17 protein-coding genes and 1 riboswitch are annotated in these 15,966 nt (G+C 72.9%); of the genes, 7 read left to right on the forward strand and 10 right to left on the reverse strand.

Annotated features, from left to right (window positions below):
* Positions 1 to 62: 62 nt before the first annotated feature.
* Both LG395_RS08565 and LG395_RS08570 read right to left on the reverse strand, forming a co-directional pair.
* Positions 63 to 761, reverse strand: coding sequence for a copper homeostasis protein CutC (locus LG395_RS08565; protein ID WP_171155183.1), 699 nt, complete (start codon positions 759 to 761; stop codon positions 63 to 65).
* 71 nt (positions 762 to 832) lie between these two features.
* The gene (locus tag LG395_RS08570) at positions 833 to 1,501 is read right to left on the reverse strand and encodes a maleylpyruvate isomerase family mycothiol-dependent enzyme (RefSeq protein ID WP_225808978.1); all 669 of its coding nucleotides are present in this window, start codon (positions 1,499 to 1,501) and stop codon (positions 833 to 835) included.
* Positions 1,502 to 1,620: 119 nt separating this feature from the next.
* Between LG395_RS08570 and LG395_RS08575 the strand changes: the two genes are divergently transcribed.
* Together LG395_RS08575 and LG395_RS08580 are read left to right on the forward strand one after the other, a co-directional pair.
* Positions 1,621 to 2,265 (forward strand): HD domain-containing protein, encoded by a 645-nt coding sequence (locus LG395_RS08575; protein WP_225808979.1) that lies wholly within the window; start codon positions 1,621 to 1,623, stop codon positions 2,263 to 2,265.
* Positions 2,266 to 2,300: 35 nt separating this feature from the next.
* Positions 2,301 to 3,392 carry a GNAT family N-acetyltransferase gene (locus LG395_RS08580; protein WP_225809053.1) on the forward strand — a complete coding sequence of 364 codons (1,092 nt, stop codon included), beginning with the start codon at positions 2,301 to 2,303 and terminating at the stop codon, positions 3,390 to 3,392.
* Here LG395_RS08580 and LG395_RS08585 read toward each other — a convergent pair.
* Both LG395_RS08585 and LG395_RS08590 read right to left on the reverse strand, forming a co-directional pair.
* Complete coding sequence (locus LG395_RS08585; RefSeq protein WP_171155178.1) at positions 3,374 to 3,649, reverse strand: DUF4031 domain-containing protein; 276 nt, start codon at positions 3,647 to 3,649, stop codon at positions 3,374 to 3,376. The genes LG395_RS08580 and LG395_RS08585 overlap by 19 nt on opposite strands.
* 7 nt (positions 3,650 to 3,656) lie before the next feature.
* Positions 3,657 to 4,040, reverse strand: a complete 384-nt coding sequence (locus LG395_RS08590) for a DUF8819 family protein (RefSeq protein ID WP_171155176.1) — start codon at positions 4,038 to 4,040, stop codon at positions 3,657 to 3,659.
* Positions 4,041 to 4,096: 56 nt separating this feature from the next.
* Here LG395_RS08590 and LG395_RS08595 point away from each other — a divergent pair, with 56 nt between their 5' ends.
* From LG395_RS08595 to LG395_RS08605, 3 genes are all read left to right on the forward strand, one after another.
* Complete coding sequence (locus LG395_RS08595) at positions 4,097 to 5,002, forward strand: MurR/RpiR family transcriptional regulator (protein ID WP_014673413.1); 906 nt, start codon at positions 4,097 to 4,099, stop codon at positions 5,000 to 5,002.
* Between the two features lie 81 nt (positions 5,003 to 5,083).
* Complete coding sequence (murQ, locus tag LG395_RS08600) at positions 5,084 to 6,007, forward strand: N-acetylmuramic acid 6-phosphate etherase (RefSeq protein ID WP_372463217.1); 924 nt, start codon at positions 5,084 to 5,086, stop codon at positions 6,005 to 6,007.
* A gap of 48 nt (positions 6,008 to 6,055) precedes the next feature.
* Positions 6,056 to 6,628, forward strand: a complete 573-nt coding sequence (locus LG395_RS08605) for a hypothetical protein (protein WP_171155172.1) — start codon at positions 6,056 to 6,058, stop codon at positions 6,626 to 6,628.
* Between the two features lie 28 nt (positions 6,629 to 6,656).
* On the opposite strand, the gene LG395_RS08610 is transcribed toward LG395_RS08605, so the two are convergent.
* The 5 genes from LG395_RS08610 to thrC all read right to left on the reverse strand — a co-directional run bounded on the left by LG395_RS08610 (position 6,657) and on the right by thrC (position 12,301).
* The gene (locus LG395_RS08610; RefSeq protein ID WP_225808981.1) at positions 6,657 to 7,784 is read right to left on the reverse strand and encodes an NADH:flavin oxidoreductase; all 1,128 of its coding nucleotides are present in this window, start codon (positions 7,782 to 7,784) and stop codon (positions 6,657 to 6,659) included.
* 234 nt (positions 7,785 to 8,018) lie between these two features.
* Entirely contained in the window at positions 8,019 to 9,641 is a 1,623-nt protein-coding gene (gene groL, locus LG395_RS08615; protein ID WP_014673417.1) for a chaperonin GroEL, read from the reverse strand.
* A 299-nt stretch (positions 9,642 to 9,940) separates the two neighbouring features.
* A complete protein-coding gene (locus LG395_RS08620) occupies positions 9,941 to 10,144 on the reverse strand; it encodes a cold-shock protein (protein WP_004986573.1) in 204 nt (67 codons plus the stop codon).
* A gap of 449 nt (positions 10,145 to 10,593) precedes the next feature.
* Positions 10,594 to 10,869, reverse strand: a complete 276-nt coding sequence (locus LG395_RS08625) for a ubiquitin-like small modifier protein 1 (RefSeq protein WP_030341971.1) — start codon at positions 10,867 to 10,869, stop codon at positions 10,594 to 10,596.
* Between the two features lie 148 nt (positions 10,870 to 11,017).
* Complete coding sequence (thrC, locus tag LG395_RS08630) at positions 11,018 to 12,301, reverse strand: threonine synthase (protein ID WP_171155168.1); 1,284 nt, start codon at positions 12,299 to 12,301, stop codon at positions 11,018 to 11,020.
* A gap of 17 nt (positions 12,302 to 12,318) precedes the next feature.
* Positions 12,319 to 12,458: riboswitch (SAM riboswitch) on the reverse strand.
* A 131-nt stretch (positions 12,459 to 12,589) separates the two neighbouring features.
* Here thrC and LG395_RS08635 point away from each other — a divergent pair.
* Complete coding sequence (locus tag LG395_RS08635) at positions 12,590 to 13,534, forward strand: glucosyl-3-phosphoglycerate synthase (protein ID WP_171155166.1); 945 nt, start codon at positions 12,590 to 12,592, stop codon at positions 13,532 to 13,534.
* A gap of 74 nt (positions 13,535 to 13,608) precedes the next feature.
* Positions 13,609 to 15,048 (forward strand): alpha,alpha-trehalose-phosphate synthase (UDP-forming), encoded by a 1,440-nt coding sequence (locus LG395_RS08640; RefSeq protein ID WP_225808982.1) that lies wholly within the window; start codon positions 13,609 to 13,611, stop codon positions 15,046 to 15,048.
* On the opposite strand, the gene otsB is transcribed toward LG395_RS08640, so the two are convergent.
* Positions 15,015 to 15,878 carry a trehalose-phosphatase gene (gene otsB, locus LG395_RS08645; protein ID WP_171155162.1) on the reverse strand — a complete coding sequence of 288 codons (864 nt, stop codon included), beginning with the start codon at positions 15,876 to 15,878 and terminating at the stop codon, positions 15,015 to 15,017. The two genes, LG395_RS08640 and otsB, sit on opposite strands and share 34 nt — an antisense overlap.
* Positions 15,879 to 15,966: the final 88 nt, after the last annotated feature.

Here is a 15,966-nt window from a genome sequence, read left to right on the forward strand (position 1 = left end):
CTCGCCCTCCAGGGCCGTACGCCACCGGGTGGACGACCGCCCCGAGCGTACCGCCGAGCGGGCTAGGCGGCCTCGCTGTCCAGGGCCGTGCGCCACTCGGCGACCGCCGTCGCCGAGACCGGGCCCTGCCAGCCGTCGGGGCGGGCCGCGCCGCCGATGTGGAACGCCTTGATCCCGCCCGCGCGCAGCCGCGCGACATGGTCGAGGCGCAGTCCGCCGCCGACCATGATCTGCTGCTCGTACCCGGGCTCGCCGTCGTGCGCCGCTTCGGCGAGCAGCGTGGGCAGGCCGTCGTCCACGCCCGCGGCGGAGCCGGCGGTGAGGTAGGTGTCCAGACCCGGCAGGTCGGCGAGCTGCTTGCGCAGGGCGTCCCGGTCGGCGGCCCGGTCGATCGCCCGGTGGAAGGTCCAGCGGCAGCCGCCGAGCGCGTCGACGACCCGCTCCACCGCGCCCAGGTCCACCCCGCCGTCCGTGCCGAGGAACCCGAGCACGAACTGGTCGGCGCCGGCCTGCCTCAGCGCACCGGCCACGCCGATCAGCCGGTCCAGGTCACCGGCCGCGAAGCCGTCCGCGAGGCGGAGCATCACGCGCAGGTCGATGTCGACGGCGGCGCGGATCGCGGCGACGGTGGCGGGCGCGGGGGTGAGCCCGTCGGCCGCCATCTCGGTGACCAGCTCCAGTCGGTCCGCGCCTCCGGCCTGGGCGGCGACCGCGTCCTCGACGTCGAGGGCGATCACCTCCAGGACTGCACGCTTGCTCATGGCACCCCATTCGTCGGCGCTACAGGTCTAGTCCAATCCGGTCCAAGACTACGCCTGCCGGGGGACGCCCTTCACCCGAAGATGTTCAGCTCCTCCTCCCGGGCCCCCGCCAGCTCGTAGGGCGCCCCGTTCAGCGGCCGTCCCGCGTACAGCCGGACGAGCGTGGCCGCGTCGCCGATGTACCGGGCGGGCGGACCGCCGGCGGCCACCGCGCCGAGCCGCAGCGGCTCGTCCAGGTCGTCCAGGTCGGCGTGGAGCGGCACGTGCTCCTTGTGCCGGGTGAGCCGCGCCAGCAGCGTCAGCGCGTGGGGCAGCCCGGCCCCGGCGTACGCCCCCGGCGCCCCCAGCACCTCCCGCACATCCCCGGCGTGCACCCACTCGCCGAGCGCGATCATGTCCAGCGAACCGTACGACCCGGCGATCACCGGTCCGGCCTCCGTCATCCCGCGCTCCAGCTCGTCCACGACCCGCGCGTTCGTCCAGCCGGCCCGCTCGGCGATGTCCCGCTCGTTCGACTCCGGCGAGAACACGCCCGCCTCGAGCCGGTTCTCCACCACCCGTGTCAGCACGGCGGAACAGTGCGCCAGCACGTCCCGCACCGACCAGCCCGGACACCCGGCCGACGGCAGCGCGAAGTCGGCGTCGGGCCGCGACCGCAGCAGCGGTACGAGGGCGTCGCGCTCGGTGGCCAGCAGCCGCCCGGGGAGCTCGGGATCGCGTACTTCCTGCGTCTCGGTCATGGGGAGCACGCTAGGGCCTGTCCGGCCCCTGGGCCGCCCGTCACGCGCGAAACGGACGGGCGGCCGGCACGGGACCGGCACCCGGCCGGCACGGGACCGGCACCCGACAGAATGGGGGCATGGCCGACCTCGACGCCCTGCGCCTCCGTTTCGTCCGCGCCCTGGAAGCAGCCCGCTCCCCCGGCGGCGGCCCCGACCCCGCCCCCTACGCCGACAACCTGCTCGCCCGCTGGCAGGAGCCGCAGCGCCGCTACCACACGGTGGCCCACCTCACCGCCGTGCTCGACCACGTCGACGCGCTGGAGGAGTACGCGGCCGACCCGGACGTGGTCCGCCTCGCCGCCTGGTTCCACGACGCCGTCTACCTCCCTGATCGCTCCGAGAACGAGGAGCGGTCCGCGCGGCTGGCCGAGCGCGCCCTCCCGGAGGCCGGTGTCCCGGAGGCGAGGACGGCCGAGGTGGCCCGGCTGGTGCGGCTCACCGTCACCCACGACCCGGCCGACGACGACCGCGACGGGCAGGTGCTGTGCGACGCCGACCTCGCGATCCTGGCCGCGCCCCCGTCGGCGTACGCCGTCTACACCGCCGAGGTGCGCGAGGAGTACCACTTCGTGCCGGGCGACGCCTTCCGCGCCGGCCGCTCGGCGGTCCTGCGCCAACTCCTCGCCCTGCCCCGGCTGTACCGCACCCCGTACGGGCAGGAGCACTGGGAGGCCACCGCCCGCTACAACCTCGGGTCCGAGCTGGAAATGCTGTCGACCTGAGGACACCGCCGCCGTACTGTGCGCGCATGCGGACGATGAGCGGGGATCAGGTGGAGGCGGCGGTCGCGAGCTGCGCGGCGGTCCTGCGCACGGCGCTGGACCGCGACTGGGACGCGGTCGGCGCGGCCGGTCTGGAGTGGAGCTGCCGCACCACGGCCTTCCACATCGCCGAGGACTTCGCCGCGTACGCGAGCCGCCTCGCCGCCCGCGCCCAGGACCGCCTCCCGCTGCGCATCACCCTGCCCGAGGGCACCGGCAACGCCGGCCTGCTCCAGGTGATCGAGGCCACCGGCGCCCTGCTGGCCGCCGCCGTCCGCACCACCCCGCCCGGCGTCCGCGCCTTCCACCCCGCCCGCTTCGGCAGCGCCGACGGCGAGGGTTTCGCCGCGATGGGCGTCGCCGAGGCCCTGCTGCACACCCACGACATCGCCCGGGGCCTCGGCCTGCCCTACGAACCGCCCGCCGAACTCGCCGAATCCGTCCTGGCCCTGCTCTTCCCGCACGTCCAGCCCGGCCCCGCGCCCTGGCCGACGCTGCTGTGGGCGACCGGCCGCGGCGAGCTGCCCGGCCGCGCCCCGGTCACCGACTGGACCTGGTACAACAACCTCGTCCTGCCGGCCGGACGCGTCACCCTCACCGGCATCCGCCCGGCCTCCGCCCGCGACCTGGCCCTCGGCGGCGACGGCGGCTTCGACTGGCTGGACGACGGCCCGTACGAGGGCACCCGGGAGGCCTGCTCCCACCTGATGAAGGCGTACGAAGCCGGCGTGCTCCGCCCGGAGTTCGGGGTCTTCGCCCTGGTACGGGCGGAGGACGGCCGGGCGGTGGGCGGCATGGGCTTCCACGGCGCGCCGGACGACGAGCGCCGGGTGGAGATCGGCTACGACCTGGTCGGGAGCGCCCGCGGCCACGGCTACGCGACCGAGGCGCTGCGCACGCTGACCGAGTGGGCGCTGGCCCGGGACGACGTCGACGCGGTCGTCGCCACGATCGAACCGGCCAACCTGCCGTCCCAGCGGGTGGTGGCCCGGGCGGGCTTCACCCGCGCGACCGTGGAGGAGGAACGCACGGTCCACGACGAGGACGGCACCGAGGCCGGGCTGCGGCTCTACGTCCGCCGGGCCTGACGCCCCTTGCGCCTGCGCAGGCCGGCCGAGTGCAGCAGGCGGACCACCTCGCGACTGCTGACCTGCACCGCGCCCGCCGCCACCGCGTCCGCGTAGCGGTGGGACGGGACGTCGTAGTGGTCGCTGTCGAAGGCCCGGCGGGGCATGCCCAGGCCCTCGGCGAACAGGTGGAGTTCGTCGTACGACAGATCGCTGACCAAGTGCGACCACATGCGCCCGTGGCCGGGCCAGGTCGGCGGGTCGATGTAGAGGGTCACCGGCGCCTCATGAGGACGTCGTCCCGCGCAGGGACGGCCCCAGCGAGCCCACCGACGCGACCTTCACGCCGGCCTTGTGGCACACCCAGTGCGGATCGGGGCCCAGTTCCGGCTCCACGTCCAGCGCATGCGGGTCGCCCGAGCCGCAGACCGGGCACAGCGGCCAGCGGCCGTACCGCTCCAGCAGCGCGTCCTGCACGTCCTGGGCGACCAGCCCGGCCACGAAGGCCGCGCCGTCCGGCCACTGCTCGACCCACCAGCGCCGCTGGGCGATGGAGTCCTCCACCAGGGAGACGACGTCGGCCTCCGCGACGTCTCCCGCGACGAGATCCGCGAGCACGAGGGCGCGGGCCGCGTGCAGTGACTGCTCCAGGGGGCTGATGGGGTCCATGCCCCCCATTGTGCGCACTCTTGACCAGGACACCGAACCGAAAATATCTTTCAGGAGTGACCCAGGACGTGAAGGAAATTTTCGGCAGCCCGGGCGGATCGCTCGCCGCCAAGGTGCGCACGCTCGCCCCGTCCATGACCCGGTCCATGCAGCGCGTCGCCGAGGCCGTCGCCGGTGACCCGGCCGGCTGCGCCGCCCTCACGGTGACGGGCCTCGCCGAACTCACCGGCACCAGCGAGGCGACGGTCGTCCGCACCGCCCGGCTGCTCGGCTATCCGGGCTACCGCGACCTGCGGCTCGCCCTCGCCGGGCTCGCCGCCCAGCAGCAGTCCGGGCGCGCGCCCGCGATCACGACGGACATCGCGGTGGACGACCCCATCGCCGACGTCGTCACCAAGCTCGCCTACGAGGAGCAGCAGACCCTCGCCGACACCGCCGCCGGACTCGACACCGTCCAGCTCGGCGCGGCCGTCACCGCGCTGGCCGCAGCCCGGCGCACCGACGTGTACGGCATAGGGGCGTCCGGGCTGGTCGCCCAGGACCTCACCCAGAAGCTGCTGCGGATAGGGCTCATAGCCCACGCGCACAGCGACCCGCATCTCGCGGTGACCAACGCGGTGCAGCTCCGTTCGGGTGACGTGGCCCTCGCGATCACGCACTCCGGGTCCACCGGGGACGTCATCGAACCGCTCCGGGTGGCCTTCGAGCGGGGGGCGACGACGGTCGCCATCACCGGGCGGCCCAACTCGCCGGTCACGCAGTACGCCGACCTCGTGCTGACGACGTCGACGTCACGGGAGACGGAGCTGCGGCCCGCCGCGATGTCCTCCCGGACGAGCCAGCTGCTGGTCGTGGACTGCCTGTTCGTGGGAGTGGCGCAGCGGACGTACGAGACGGCGGCGCCCGCGCTGGCCGCTTCCTACGAGGCGCTGGCGCACCGGCACCGGAGCGGTTCGCGCTAGGGGGTAGGAAGGAACCGGCATAGGTTCACCACCCCCCTCACACGTCACCGGAGAGAGCCGCCCCCTATGACCTCTCACGACATGTCCTCTCACGACCTGCGCGACGAGCTGGCCTCGCTGACCACCGAGGCCTTCCGTCCGGAACTCGCCGAGATCGACCGGTTGCCCACCCTCGACATCGCCCGGCTGATGAACGGCGAGGACGCGGGCGTGCCCGCCGCCGTGGCGACGCAGCTGCCCCGGATCGCCGCCGCCGTCGACGCGGTCGCCGCGCGCATGGCCCGCGGCGGGCGGCTCGTCTACGCCGGTGCCGGGACCGCCGGCCGGCTGGGCGTGCTGGACGCCTCCGAGTGCCCGCCCACCTTCAACACCGACCCCGAGCGGGTCGTCGGACTGATCGCGGGCGGTCCCGCGGCCATGGTCACCTCGGTCGAGGGCGCCGAGGACTCCGCGGAACTGGCCCGCCGGGACCTGGACGCGCTGAAGCTCACCCCGGACGACACCGTGGTCGGCGTCTCCGCCTCCGGCCGCACCCCGTACGCCGTCGGCGCCGTCGGGCACGCCCGGGCGCTCGGAGCGCTGACCATCGGCCTGGCCTGCAACGCGGGCAGCGCGCTGGCCGCCGCGGCCGAGCACGCCATCGAGGTCGTCGTGGGCCCGGAGCTGATCACCGGTTCCACCCGGCTGAAGGCGGGCACGGCCCAGAAGCTGGTGCTGAACATGCTCTCGACGATCACGATGATCCGGCTCGGCAAGACGTACGGGAACCTGATGGTCGACGTGCGCGCCTCCAACGACAAGCTCCGGGCCCGCTCCCACCGGATCGTCTCCCTGGCCACCGGCGCGAGCGACACCGACATCGAGAAGGCCCTCACGGAGACCGGCGGCGAGGTGAAGCACGCGATCCTGGCCCTCCTCGCCGGCGTCGACGGCCCGACGGCGGCACGCCTGCTGGCGGAGTCCGGCGGCCATCTGCGCTCGGCGCTGGGGCAGGCGGCACGCTGACGGACCGCGCGGCCAGGGCACCATGGAGGGGAGGAGGCACCCACCGACATGAATCACGCCCAGCTCACCGCCCTCGGACGGGCTCTCCGGCTGCTCGGGGAGCACGGGGACGCCCTGACCGCCGACACGCCCGACGCCCGGCTGCACGAGATCAAGGACGACCTGCGGCGGGCGCTCGACCTGCTGGACGACACCGTGACCACCGCCGCGCCCGCCACCCGCTGCCCGGAGCACCCGCAGGGACCGGTGGACGAGAGCGCGCCCGACCTGTGCCTGCTGTGCGAGACCCGGCGCCGGGCCGCCCGGCGGTCGGAGTTCCAGGGCGGCCGGCCCCGGCCGGGCGAGCCGGTGCCCACCGCCCCCTCCCGGTACGGCGTGCGCGGTGACCGGCCGCAGGCGCAGCAGCGGTGGCTGCCGGAGCTGTGGAACGGCCAGGAGTGGCAGCTGTGCGGGACGCCGAGGCGGGACCGGCGCGAGGCGGAGGCGTACCTCGCCGCCCAGCGGCGCGGCTCCCGGCCCGCCCTGGCCTACCGGCTCGTGCACGAGTTCACCGACTACGAGGTGCTGCGGGTGTGGGGGACGCCGGTGCGGGTCGACATCGAGCCGATGGGCAACCTCTAGCCGCCGGCGCCCCCGGAGGGTGACCCGGTCAGCTCAGGGTCTTCAGGGCCGCCGCGTCGTACGGCTTCAGCTCGTCGAAGCGGTCGGAGAGCACCTTGGCCGCCCACTCGGGGTCCTGGAGCAGCGCGCGGCCGACGGCCACCATGTCGAACTCGTCGGCCTCCAGGCGGTCCAGGAGGTTGTCGATGCCCTTGACCGGGGAGCCCTCGCCCTGGAAGGCGTTGATGAAGTCGCCGTCGAGGCCGACCGAGCCGACGGTGATGACGGGCTTGCCGGTGAGCTTCTTCGTCCAGCCGGCCAGGTTCAGGTCGGAGCCGTCGAACTCGGGCAGCCAGTAGCGGCGGGTGGAGGCGTGGAAGGCGTCGACGCCGGCCGCCGCGAGCGGGGTGAGGATGGCCTCCAGCTCCTCGGGGGTCTCGGCGAGCCGGGCGGTGTAGTCCTGCTGCTTCCACTGCGAGTAGCGGAAGAGGACCGGGAAGTCCGGCGACACCGCCGCCCGCACGGCGGCGACGATCTCGGCGGAGAAGCGGGTGCGGGCCACCGGGTCGCCGCCGTACGCGTCGGTGCGGCGGTTCGTGCCCGCCCACAGGAACTGGTCCAGCAGGTAGCCGTGGGCACCGTGGAGCTCCACGCCGTCGAAGCCGATGCGCTCGGCGGCGGCAGCGGCCTCGGCGAACGCGGCGACGACGTCGTCGACGTCCTTCTGCGTCATGGCCTTGCCGGTGGGCTCGGCGCCCGCGGTGACCAGGCCGGAGGGGCCCATCGCGGGGGCGTCCGGGAAGGGGTTCTGACCCTGCTCGCGGACCATGCCGATGTGCCACAGCTGGGGCACGATGGTGCCGCCCGCCGCGTGCACGTCCTCGGCGACCTTCGCCCATCCCGCGAGCTGCTCCTCACCGTGGAACCTGGGCACGCGCGAGCTGTTGCCGGCCGACTCGTGGCCCACGTACGTGCCCTCGGTGACGATCAGGCCGACGCCGGCGGCGGCGCGGCGGGCGTAGTAGGAGCGCACGTCCTCGCCGGGAACACCGCCCGGGGAGAACATACGGGTCATCGGCGCCATCGCGATGCGGTTCGGGACGGTGAGGCCGTTCAGCCTGATCGGGCGGGACAGGACGCGGGCCGCGCGGGAGGCGGGGGGCGTGGTCACGGTCACGTGGGGGGCTCCTCGTGAGTCGACGGGGTGAACCGGTTGGTATGTGCGCACGCATTGTTGCAGCATCTTAAGTAAACACCGCCCGTCCGCCCGCGTACCGGACAGGTCCCCGCTTCGCCCACGTGATACCGGACACGTTCCCCGGCCCCGGACAACGCCGAGGGCGGCACCCCCAGCCGGTAGCTGGGGGTGCCGCCCTCGGTCCGCAGGACGAGCGATCAACCGTCAGGTCGATCAGAAGTCCATGTCACCGCCCGGCATGCCGCCGCCGGCCGGGGCCGCGGCCTTCTCCGGCTTGTCGGCGATGACGGCCTCGGTGGTGAGGAACAGCGCGGCGATGGAGGCGGCGTTCTGCAGCGCGGAACGGGTCACCTTCGCCGGGTCGATGATGCCCTCGGCGACCAGGTCGACGTACTCGCCGGTCGCGGCGTTCAGGCCGTGACCCGGGGTCAGGTTGCGCACCTTCTCCACCACGACGCCGCCCTCGAGGCCGGCGTTGACGGCGATCTGCTTCAGCGGGGCCTCGAGCGCGATGCGCACGGCGTTGGCGCCGGTCGCCTCGTCACCCTCGAGCTCCAGCTTCTCGAAGACCTGGGAGGCCTGGAGCAGGGCCACGCCACCACCGGCGACGATGCCCTCCTCGACGGCCGCCTTGGCGTTGCGGACGGCGTCCTCGATGCGGTGCTTGCGCTCCTTGAGCTCCACCTCGGTGGCGGCACCGGCCTTGATGACCGCGACACCGCCGGCGAGCTTCGCCAGGCGCTCCTGCAGCTTCTCGCGGTCGTAGTCCGAGTCGCTGTTCTCGATCTCGGCGCGGATCTGGTTCACGCGGCCGTTGACCTGCTCGGAGGAGCCGGCACCGTCGACGATGGTGGTCTCGTCCTTGGTGATGACGACCTTGCGGGCGCGGCCCAGGAGGTCCAGGGTCGCGTTCTCCAGCTTGAGGCCGACCTCCTCGGAGATGACCTCGCCGCCCGTGAGGATGGCGATGTCGCCGAGCATGGCCTTGCGGCGGTCACCGAAGCCCGGGGCCTTGACGGCGACGGACTTGAAGGTGCCGCGGATCTTGTTGACGACCAGGGTCGACAGGGCCTCGCCCTCGACGTCCTCGGCGATGATCAGCAGCGGCTTGCCCGACTGCATGACCTTCTCCAGCAGCGGGAGCAGGTCCTTGACCGAGGAGATCTTGGAGTTGGCGATGAGGATGTACGGGTCCTCCAGCACCGCCTCCATGCGCTCCATGTCGGTCGCGAAGTAGGCGGAGATGTAGCCCTTGTCGAAGCGCATACCCTCGGTGAGCTCCAGCTCGAGACCGAAGGTGTTGGACTCCTCGACGGTGATGACGCCTTCCTTGCCGACCTTGTCCATGGCCTCGGCGATCAGCTCGCCGATCTGGGTGTCGGCGGCGGAGATGGACGCGGTGGAGGCGATCTGCTCCTTGGTCTCGACGTCCTTCGCCTGCTCCAGCAGGGCGGCGGAGACGGCCTCGACGGCCTTCTCGATACCGCGCTTCAGAGCCATCGGGTTGGCGCCGGCGGCGACGTTGCGCAGGCCTTCCTTGACCAGGGCCTGGGCGAGCACGGTCGCGGTGGTCGTACCGTCACCGGCGACGTCGTCCGTCTTCTTGGCGACTTCCTTGACCAGCTCGGCGCCGATCTTCTCGTACGGGTCCTCGAGCTCGATCTCCTTGGCGATGGAGACACCATCGTTGGTGATCGTGGGGGCGCCCCACTTCTTCTCGAGGACGACGTTGCGGCCCTTGGGGCCGAGCGTCACCTTCACGGCGTCCGCGAGCTGGTTCATGCCGCGCTCGAGGCCGCGCCGCGCCTCCTCGTCGAACGCGATGATCTTGGCCATGTGAAGTGGTCCCTCCAGGACTGGGGGTGATTCCTTCGGACCGCGCCCGCGCCCGCGACGGACGGCTCGCGCGCCTCGTGGTTCCTTGCCCCACCCGGCCCGCGGGCCTCACCGACCCGGTCCTTCGCTGTCACTCTCACCTTCAGAGTGCTAACGCCAATGATTAGCACTCGGCATGGTCGAGTGCAAGCGCCTGGGCGGGTGGGAGGCCTCCGTCAGCCGCACGCGAACGGCGGAACCGGGGCACGGCGAAGGGCCCGCACCCTCTGCGAGGTGCGGGCCCTTCGGACAAGAAACGTTCAGGCGGTGACGCGAACCATGTCGGCCTGCGGACCCTTCTGGCCCTGCGAGATCTCGAACTCGACCCGCTGGCCCTCTTCCAGGGTGCGGTAGCCGTCCATCTGAATCGCGCTGTAGTGGACGAAGACGTCCGCACCACCGTCGACCGCGATGAAGCCGTACCCCTTCTCCGCGTTGAACCACTTGACGGTGCCCTGAGCCATGCCTAACTCCCCTATTACTGGCCCTTGCACAGATCCACACTTCGCGGACCCGGGTCAGACCTCACCCCCCAACTGGTCGGGGGCGTGCGCCGGAACGCGTCGACCGCGGCTGAATGTATCTGTCCAACTGCCGTCTGCAACAGGTCAATCGGACGAGAATTCTGGACGCGAGCGATCCGGAATGTGGTGAGAATTCCTCTGAATTCAGGGCAAGTCGGGCCCCATAAAGGCCACAAAAGCCGCAGACAACCCGCACACTTTGGCTACTTCTTGTCGGGCGGGCGGCATGAGTGGCAAGGCGCGCGACCCGTGGGCCGCGACCGCGTTCCCCAACTCTACCGCGCTCAATCACACTGAATTGCCCCCTCCGTTTCTCTCACGGAGGGGGCAATCGGGTGCACAGCCGGTAACCGCGGTTACCGAAGGTAATAAACGGGCGGATTCCCGGTTCAGCCGCCGGCGACCGCCGGGATGATCGACACGCCGGCCCCCTCGGGGGTCGCCGTGTCGAGGCCCTGCTCGAAGCGGACGTCGTCGTCGTTGACGTACACGTTGACGAACCGGCGCAGCTTGCCCTGGTCGTCCAGGACGCGCGCGGCGATGCCCGTGTGGTTCTTCTCCAGGTCGGCGATGACCTCGCCGAGCGTCGCGCCCTCGGCGGCGACCTCGGCCTGCCCGCCGGTGTAGGTGCGCAGGATGGTGGGGATGCGAACGGTCACGCTCATGCGGTCGGACCTCCGGTCGGGTTCACGGGTACGGCGGGGCGGCGCCCCGGGGAGGCGGGGCCGTGTCGTCGGTGCGGCCGGCACCGCGTGGCCGCGGCCGGCCTCCACCGGGCCGCGGGTCGCGTCCGGCCTCGCGGCCGGGCGCCTGTCATGCGAGGCCGGCCTCTCGGAAGGAGTCCAGGGTCGGGCGGATGGTGGCGGTGAGGCCGGTCCCGGCCACCGCGTCCAGGGTCTTCAGCCCGTCACCGGTGTTCAGGACGACGGTGGTCTTCGCCGGGTCCAGCACGCCCGCCTCCAGCAGCTTGCGGGTGACGCCGACCGTCACGCCGCCGGCGGTCTCCGCGAAGATGCCCTCGGTCCGCGCGAGCAGTTTGATCGCGTCCACGACCTGCTCGTCCGTCACGTCCTCCACGGCACCGCCGGTGCGGCGCGCGATGTCCAGGACGTACGGCCCGTCGGCCGGGTTGCCGATGGCCAGCGACTTGGCGATGGTGTTCGGCTTCTGGGGCCGTACGACGTCGTGGCCGGCCTTGAAGGCGGTGGAGACCGGGGAGCAGCCCTCGGCCTGGGCGCCGAAGATCTTGTACGGCCTGTCCTCGACCAGTCCCAGCTTGATCAGCTCCTGGAGCCCCTTGTCGATCTTCGTGAGCTGGGAGCCGGAGGCGATCGGGACCACGATCTGGTCCGGAAGCCGCCAGCCGAGCTGCTCGCAGATCTCGTACGCCAGGGTCTTGGAGCCCTCCGCGTAGTACGGCCGGAGGTTGACGTTGACGAAGCCCCAGCCCTCGCCGGCCGGGTCGCCGATCAGCTCGGAGCAGAAGCGGTTCACGTCGTCGTAGTTGCCCTCGATGCCGACGAGTTCACCGCCGTAGACCGCGGCCATGACGATCTTGCCCTGCTCCAGGTCGTGCGGGATGAACACGCAGGAGCGGAAGCCGGCGCGGGCGGCGGCGGCGCCGACGGCGCCGGCCAGGTTGCCGGTCGAGGAGCAGGACAGGGTGGTGAAGCCGAAGGCGCGGGCGGCCTCCAGGGCCTGGGCCACGACCCGGTCCTTGAAGGAGTGGGTCGGGTTGCCGGAGTCGTCCTTGACGTACAGACCGCCGGTCACGCCCAGTTCGCGGGCGAGGTTGTCGGCCTTGACGAGCTTGGTCCAGCCCGGGTTGATGTTCGGCTTGCCGGCGACGTCCGCCGGGACCGGCAGCAGGGGCGCGTAGCGCCAGATGTTCGCGGGGCCCGCCTCGATGCGGCGGCGCAGTTCCTCGGTGTCGTAGGCGGAGAAGTCGTAGGCGATCTCCAGCGGGCCGAAGCACTCCTCGCAGGCGAAGACCGGGCCGAGCGGCACCCGGTGACCGCACTCGCGACAGCTCAGGGCCGTGGCGGGGCCGAGGTCGACGGTGGATTCGCTGGTGGTGGCAACTGTCTGCACAGCCATGGAGGCGAGGCCCTTTCTCCTCATCTTCCTCACGACGCACCTCGCCGTGAGACGGAATTGGCACCTGCCCTGGCCGTGAGCCTCGCGCGAACGAGTCCGGTCAGGGGGGTTGCCGGGGCTTCACCGGGCCGTGTCCCTCTGCCCCTCTGGATGAGCGGTATGCGGTTGTGGAACGCACCCGACCCCCGACATGCGATGGTCATCGGCGTTGTTCAAGACTGTAACCGACGGCCGGGACAGTTGAGATAGCCGTCCGAACCGCGAGACACCCGTGAGGAGCCACAGACTGTGCTGGAAGAAGTCGAGCGCTGGCTGACCACCCGGTCCTGGTCCGTGGCCGACCGACCGCTGCACCAGATCCTCGCCGCCAAGCAGCGCACGGGCCAGACCGTCAGCGTCGTGCTGCCCGCGCTCAACGAGGAGGAGACCGTCGGCGACATCGTCGCGGTCATCCGGCACGACCTCATGGAGCAGGTGCCGCTCGTCGACGAGCTCGTGGTCGTCGACTCGGGCTCCACCGACCGCACCTCCCAGGTCGCCGCGCGCGCCGGCGCCCGGGTCGTCCACCGCGACACCATCCTGCCGCGCCTCCCGGCCGTCCCCGGCAAGGGCGAGGTGCTGTGGCGGTCGCTGCTGGTGACCGGCGGGGACATCGTCTGCTTCATCGACGCGGACCTCAGGGAGTTCTCCTCCGACTTCGTCTCCGGGATCGTCGGCCCGCTGCTCACCGACCCGGACGTCGACCTGGTCAAGGCGATGTACGACCGCCCGCTCGGCGGCAGTGCCGGACAGGGCGGCCGGGTCACCGAACTCATGGCCCGCCCGCTGCTGAACATGCACTGGCCGCGGCTGGCCGGGTTCGTGCAGCCGCTGGGCGGCGAGTACGCGGCCCGCCGCACGCTGCTGGAACAGCTGCCGTTCCCCGTCGGCTACGGCGTGGAGCTGGGCATGCTGGTGGACGCGCTGCACCTGGTGGGCCTGGACGCGCTGGCCCAGGTCGACGTGGGCGTGCGCAGGCACCGGCACCAGGACGGGCAGGCGCTCGGCCGGATGGCCGCCGCGATCTACCGCACCGCCCAGCTCCGGCTGGCCCGCGGCCATCTGATACGGCCCGCGCTGACCCAGTTCGAGCGGGGGCAGGAGGGGTTCGAGCCGCGCACCTACTCGGTGGACACCGAGGAGCGGCCGCCCATGGTGGAGATCGCGGAGTACGCCGAGCGCAAGGTGGCGTGAACGGGCCGTATACGGTCGGCCCGCCGGGCGGGCCGTACGTTTGAGCGGTTGGGGGCCGGGCTAGGTTGAGGCGTATGGCTTCCACGCTCGATGCTGCTCAGAAGGCTCAGGTGCTGGTCGCGTCGAACCGCGGCCCGGTCTCCTATCAGGTGGGCGAGGACGGCTCGCTGCACGCCCGGCGGGGCGGCGGCGGGCTGGTCTCGGGACTGTCCGCCATCGGCTCCGACGCGGACTCGGTGTGGGTGTGCGCCGCGCTGGGCGACGGCGACCGGGCGGCCGTCCGGCGCGCGGCCGGCGGGCTGCTGCCGGCCGAGGAGACCGGCGGGCAGCGCGTGCGGATGCTCGACATCGACGCGACCGTGCACGCCGAGGCGTACAACGGCATCGCCAACTCGGTGCTCTGGTTCGTCCACCACATGCTGTACCAGACCCCGCTGGAGCCGGTCTTCGACGCCGGTTTCCGGCGGCAGTGGGCGTCGTACGAGGCCTACAACCGGGCGTTCGCCGAGGCGCTGGCCGAGGAGGCGGCCGAGGGCGCGGCCGTGCTGATCCAGGACTACCACCTGGCTCTGGCGCCGCGGATGCTCCGCCAGCTCCGGCCCGACCTGCGCATCGGCCACTTCTCGCACACCCCGTGGGCGCCGCCGGACTACTTCCGGCTCCTTCCCGACGACATCGCGGCCGAGCTGCTCAGCGGCATCCTGGGCGCGGACCGGGCGGCGTTCCTCACCCGGCGGTGGGCGGACGCGTTCACGGACTGCTGCCACGCGGTGCTCGGGCCGGGCATCCCCGCCGGCACCCGGATCGGGGTGCACGGGCTGGGCGCCGACGCGGACTTCCTGCGCCAGCGGGCGCACCAGCCGGACGTGGACGAGCGGATGGCGGCGCTGCGGGCGGAGATCGGAGCGGGCCGGAAGACGATCGTCCGGGTGGACCGCACGGAGCTGTCCAAGAACATCGTGCGCGGGCTGCTGGCCTACGAGCAGCTGCTGGAGGACCACCCCGAGTGGCGGGAGAAGGTCGTCCACGTGGCCTTCGCCTACCCGTCCCGGCAGGACCTCTCCGTGTACCGCGAGTACACCGCCGAGGTGCGGCGGGTCGCGGACGAGATCAACGAGCGGTACGGCACGGCCGGCTGGACCCCGGTGGTGCTGCACGTGAAGGACGACTTCGCCCGCTCCCTGGCCGCCTACCGGCTGGCCGACGTGGCGCTGGTGAACCCCATCCGGGACGGCATGAACCTGGTCGCCAAGGAGGTCCCCGTCGTCTCCGACGAGGGCTGCGCGCTGGTGCTGTCGCGGGAGGCGGGGGCGTACGAGGAACTGGGCGAGGACGCCTTCGTGGTGAACCCGTACGACATCGCGGGCACGGCACGGGCCCTGCACGAGGCGCTCGCCCTGCCGGCGGACGCGCGGGCGGAGCGCTCGAAGCGGCTGGCCGCCGCCGCGACCGCGCTGCCGCCGGCCCGGTGGTTCCTCGATCAGCTGGCGGCGCTGGACCCCCGGCCGAGCTGAGCGGCCAGCGCCCGCAGCAGGCCCACGACCCCCTCCGGGCCGTCGACCACGAGGTCGGCCCGGTCCGCCAGTTCCGTGACCTCCGTGCTGCCGCTGCACACCAGCAGGCCGGGGACGCCGTTGGTGCGGAGCTTCTCGATCGCGGCGAAGGCGGGGAGGTCGCCCAGGTCGTCGCCGGCGTAGACGACACAGCCGGCCTGGACGGCGCGGGCGTGGTCGAGGAGGGCCACGCCCTTGTCCATGCCCGGTGGACGCAGTTCCAGGACCATGCGGCCGGGCTCGACGATCAGGCCGTGCCGGGTGGCGAGGTCGGCGAGGGGGGCGCGCAGGGCCTCGAACGCGGCCCGCGGGTCGGGGGCGCGGCGGGTGTGCACCGCCAGCGCCCGGCCCTTCTCCTCGATCCACGTGCCCTCCCCCGCTCCGGCGCGCTCCAGCAGGCCCGGCAGTTCGGCGCGGGCGGCGGCGACGCCGGGGTGCGGGGGCGGGGCGGTGAGCTCGCCGGTGGCCGCGTCCCAGCGCTCGGCGCCGTAGTGGCCGAGGACGGTGAGGTGCTCCAGGCCGGGGACGCCGGCGAAGCCGCCGTAGCGGACCGCGACCTCGGGCGGGCGGCCGGTGATCACGGCGACGGAGGCGATCTCGGGGGCCAGGGCGGCGAGGGCGGGCACGGCCCCGGGGTGGGCGCGGGCCTGCTCGGGGTCGGCGACGATCGGGGCCAGCGTGCCGTCGAAGTCCAGGCCGACCACGGCGGTGCGGGGCCGCGCGAGCAGGGCGGCGAGGCCGTCCTGACCGGCTTGGGTGCGCGGGGTCGGCAGAGCGTCCATAGCGTCCATACCGCGACACTATCCAGCCCGGGGCGGCTCACGCCTGGGCGCCGCCGCCGCACGTCCGGGGTGGCGCCCCGGACGTGCGCCGGGGCGC

The organism is Streptomyces spinosus, from assembly GCF_020400655.1.
GTDB lineage: Bacteria > Actinomycetota > Actinomycetes > Streptomycetales > Streptomycetaceae > Streptomyces > Streptomyces argyrophylli.

Coding starts and splice junctions, on each gene's coding strand:
- LG395_RS08590 (WP_171155176.1), bottom strand. CDS start 4,040: ATGGACCCCATCAGCCCCCTGGAGCAGTCACTGCACGCGGCCCGCGCC.
- murQ (WP_372463217.1), top strand. CDS start 5,084: ATGTCCTCTCACGACCTGCGCGACGAGCTGGCCTCGCTGACCACCGAG.
- LG395_RS08570 (WP_225808978.1), bottom strand. CDS start 1,501: ATGACCGAGACGCAGGAAGTACGCGATCCCGAGCTCCCCGGGCGGCTG.
- otsB (WP_171155162.1), bottom strand. CDS start 15,878: ATGGACGCTATGGACGCTCTGCCGACCCCGCGCACCCAAGCCGGTCAG.
- thrC (WP_171155168.1), bottom strand. CDS start 12,301: ATGGCTGTGCAGACAGTTGCCACCACCAGCGAATCCACCGTCGACCTC.
- LG395_RS08565 (WP_171155183.1), bottom strand. CDS start 761: ATGAGCAAGCGTGCAGTCCTGGAGGTGATCGCCCTCGACGTCGAGGAC.
- LG395_RS08640 (WP_225808982.1), top strand. CDS start 13,609: ATGGCTTCCACGCTCGATGCTGCTCAGAAGGCTCAGGTGCTGGTCGCG.
- LG395_RS08625 (WP_030341971.1), bottom strand. CDS start 10,869: ATGAGCGTGACCGTTCGCATCCCCACCATCCTGCGCACCTACACCGGC.
- LG395_RS08605 (WP_171155172.1), top strand. CDS start 6,056: ATGAATCACGCCCAGCTCACCGCCCTCGGACGGGCTCTCCGGCTGCTC.
- groL (WP_014673417.1), bottom strand. CDS start 9,641: ATGGCCAAGATCATCGCGTTCGACGAGGAGGCGCGGCGCGGCCTCGAG.
- LG395_RS08575 (WP_225808979.1), top strand. CDS start 1,621: ATGGCCGACCTCGACGCCCTGCGCCTCCGTTTCGTCCGCGCCCTGGAA.
- LG395_RS08580 (WP_225809053.1), top strand. CDS start 2,301: ATGAGCGGGGATCAGGTGGAGGCGGCGGTCGCGAGCTGCGCGGCGGTC.
- LG395_RS08620 (WP_004986573.1), bottom strand. CDS start 10,144: ATGGCTCAGGGCACCGTCAAGTGGTTCAACGCGGAGAAGGGGTACGGC.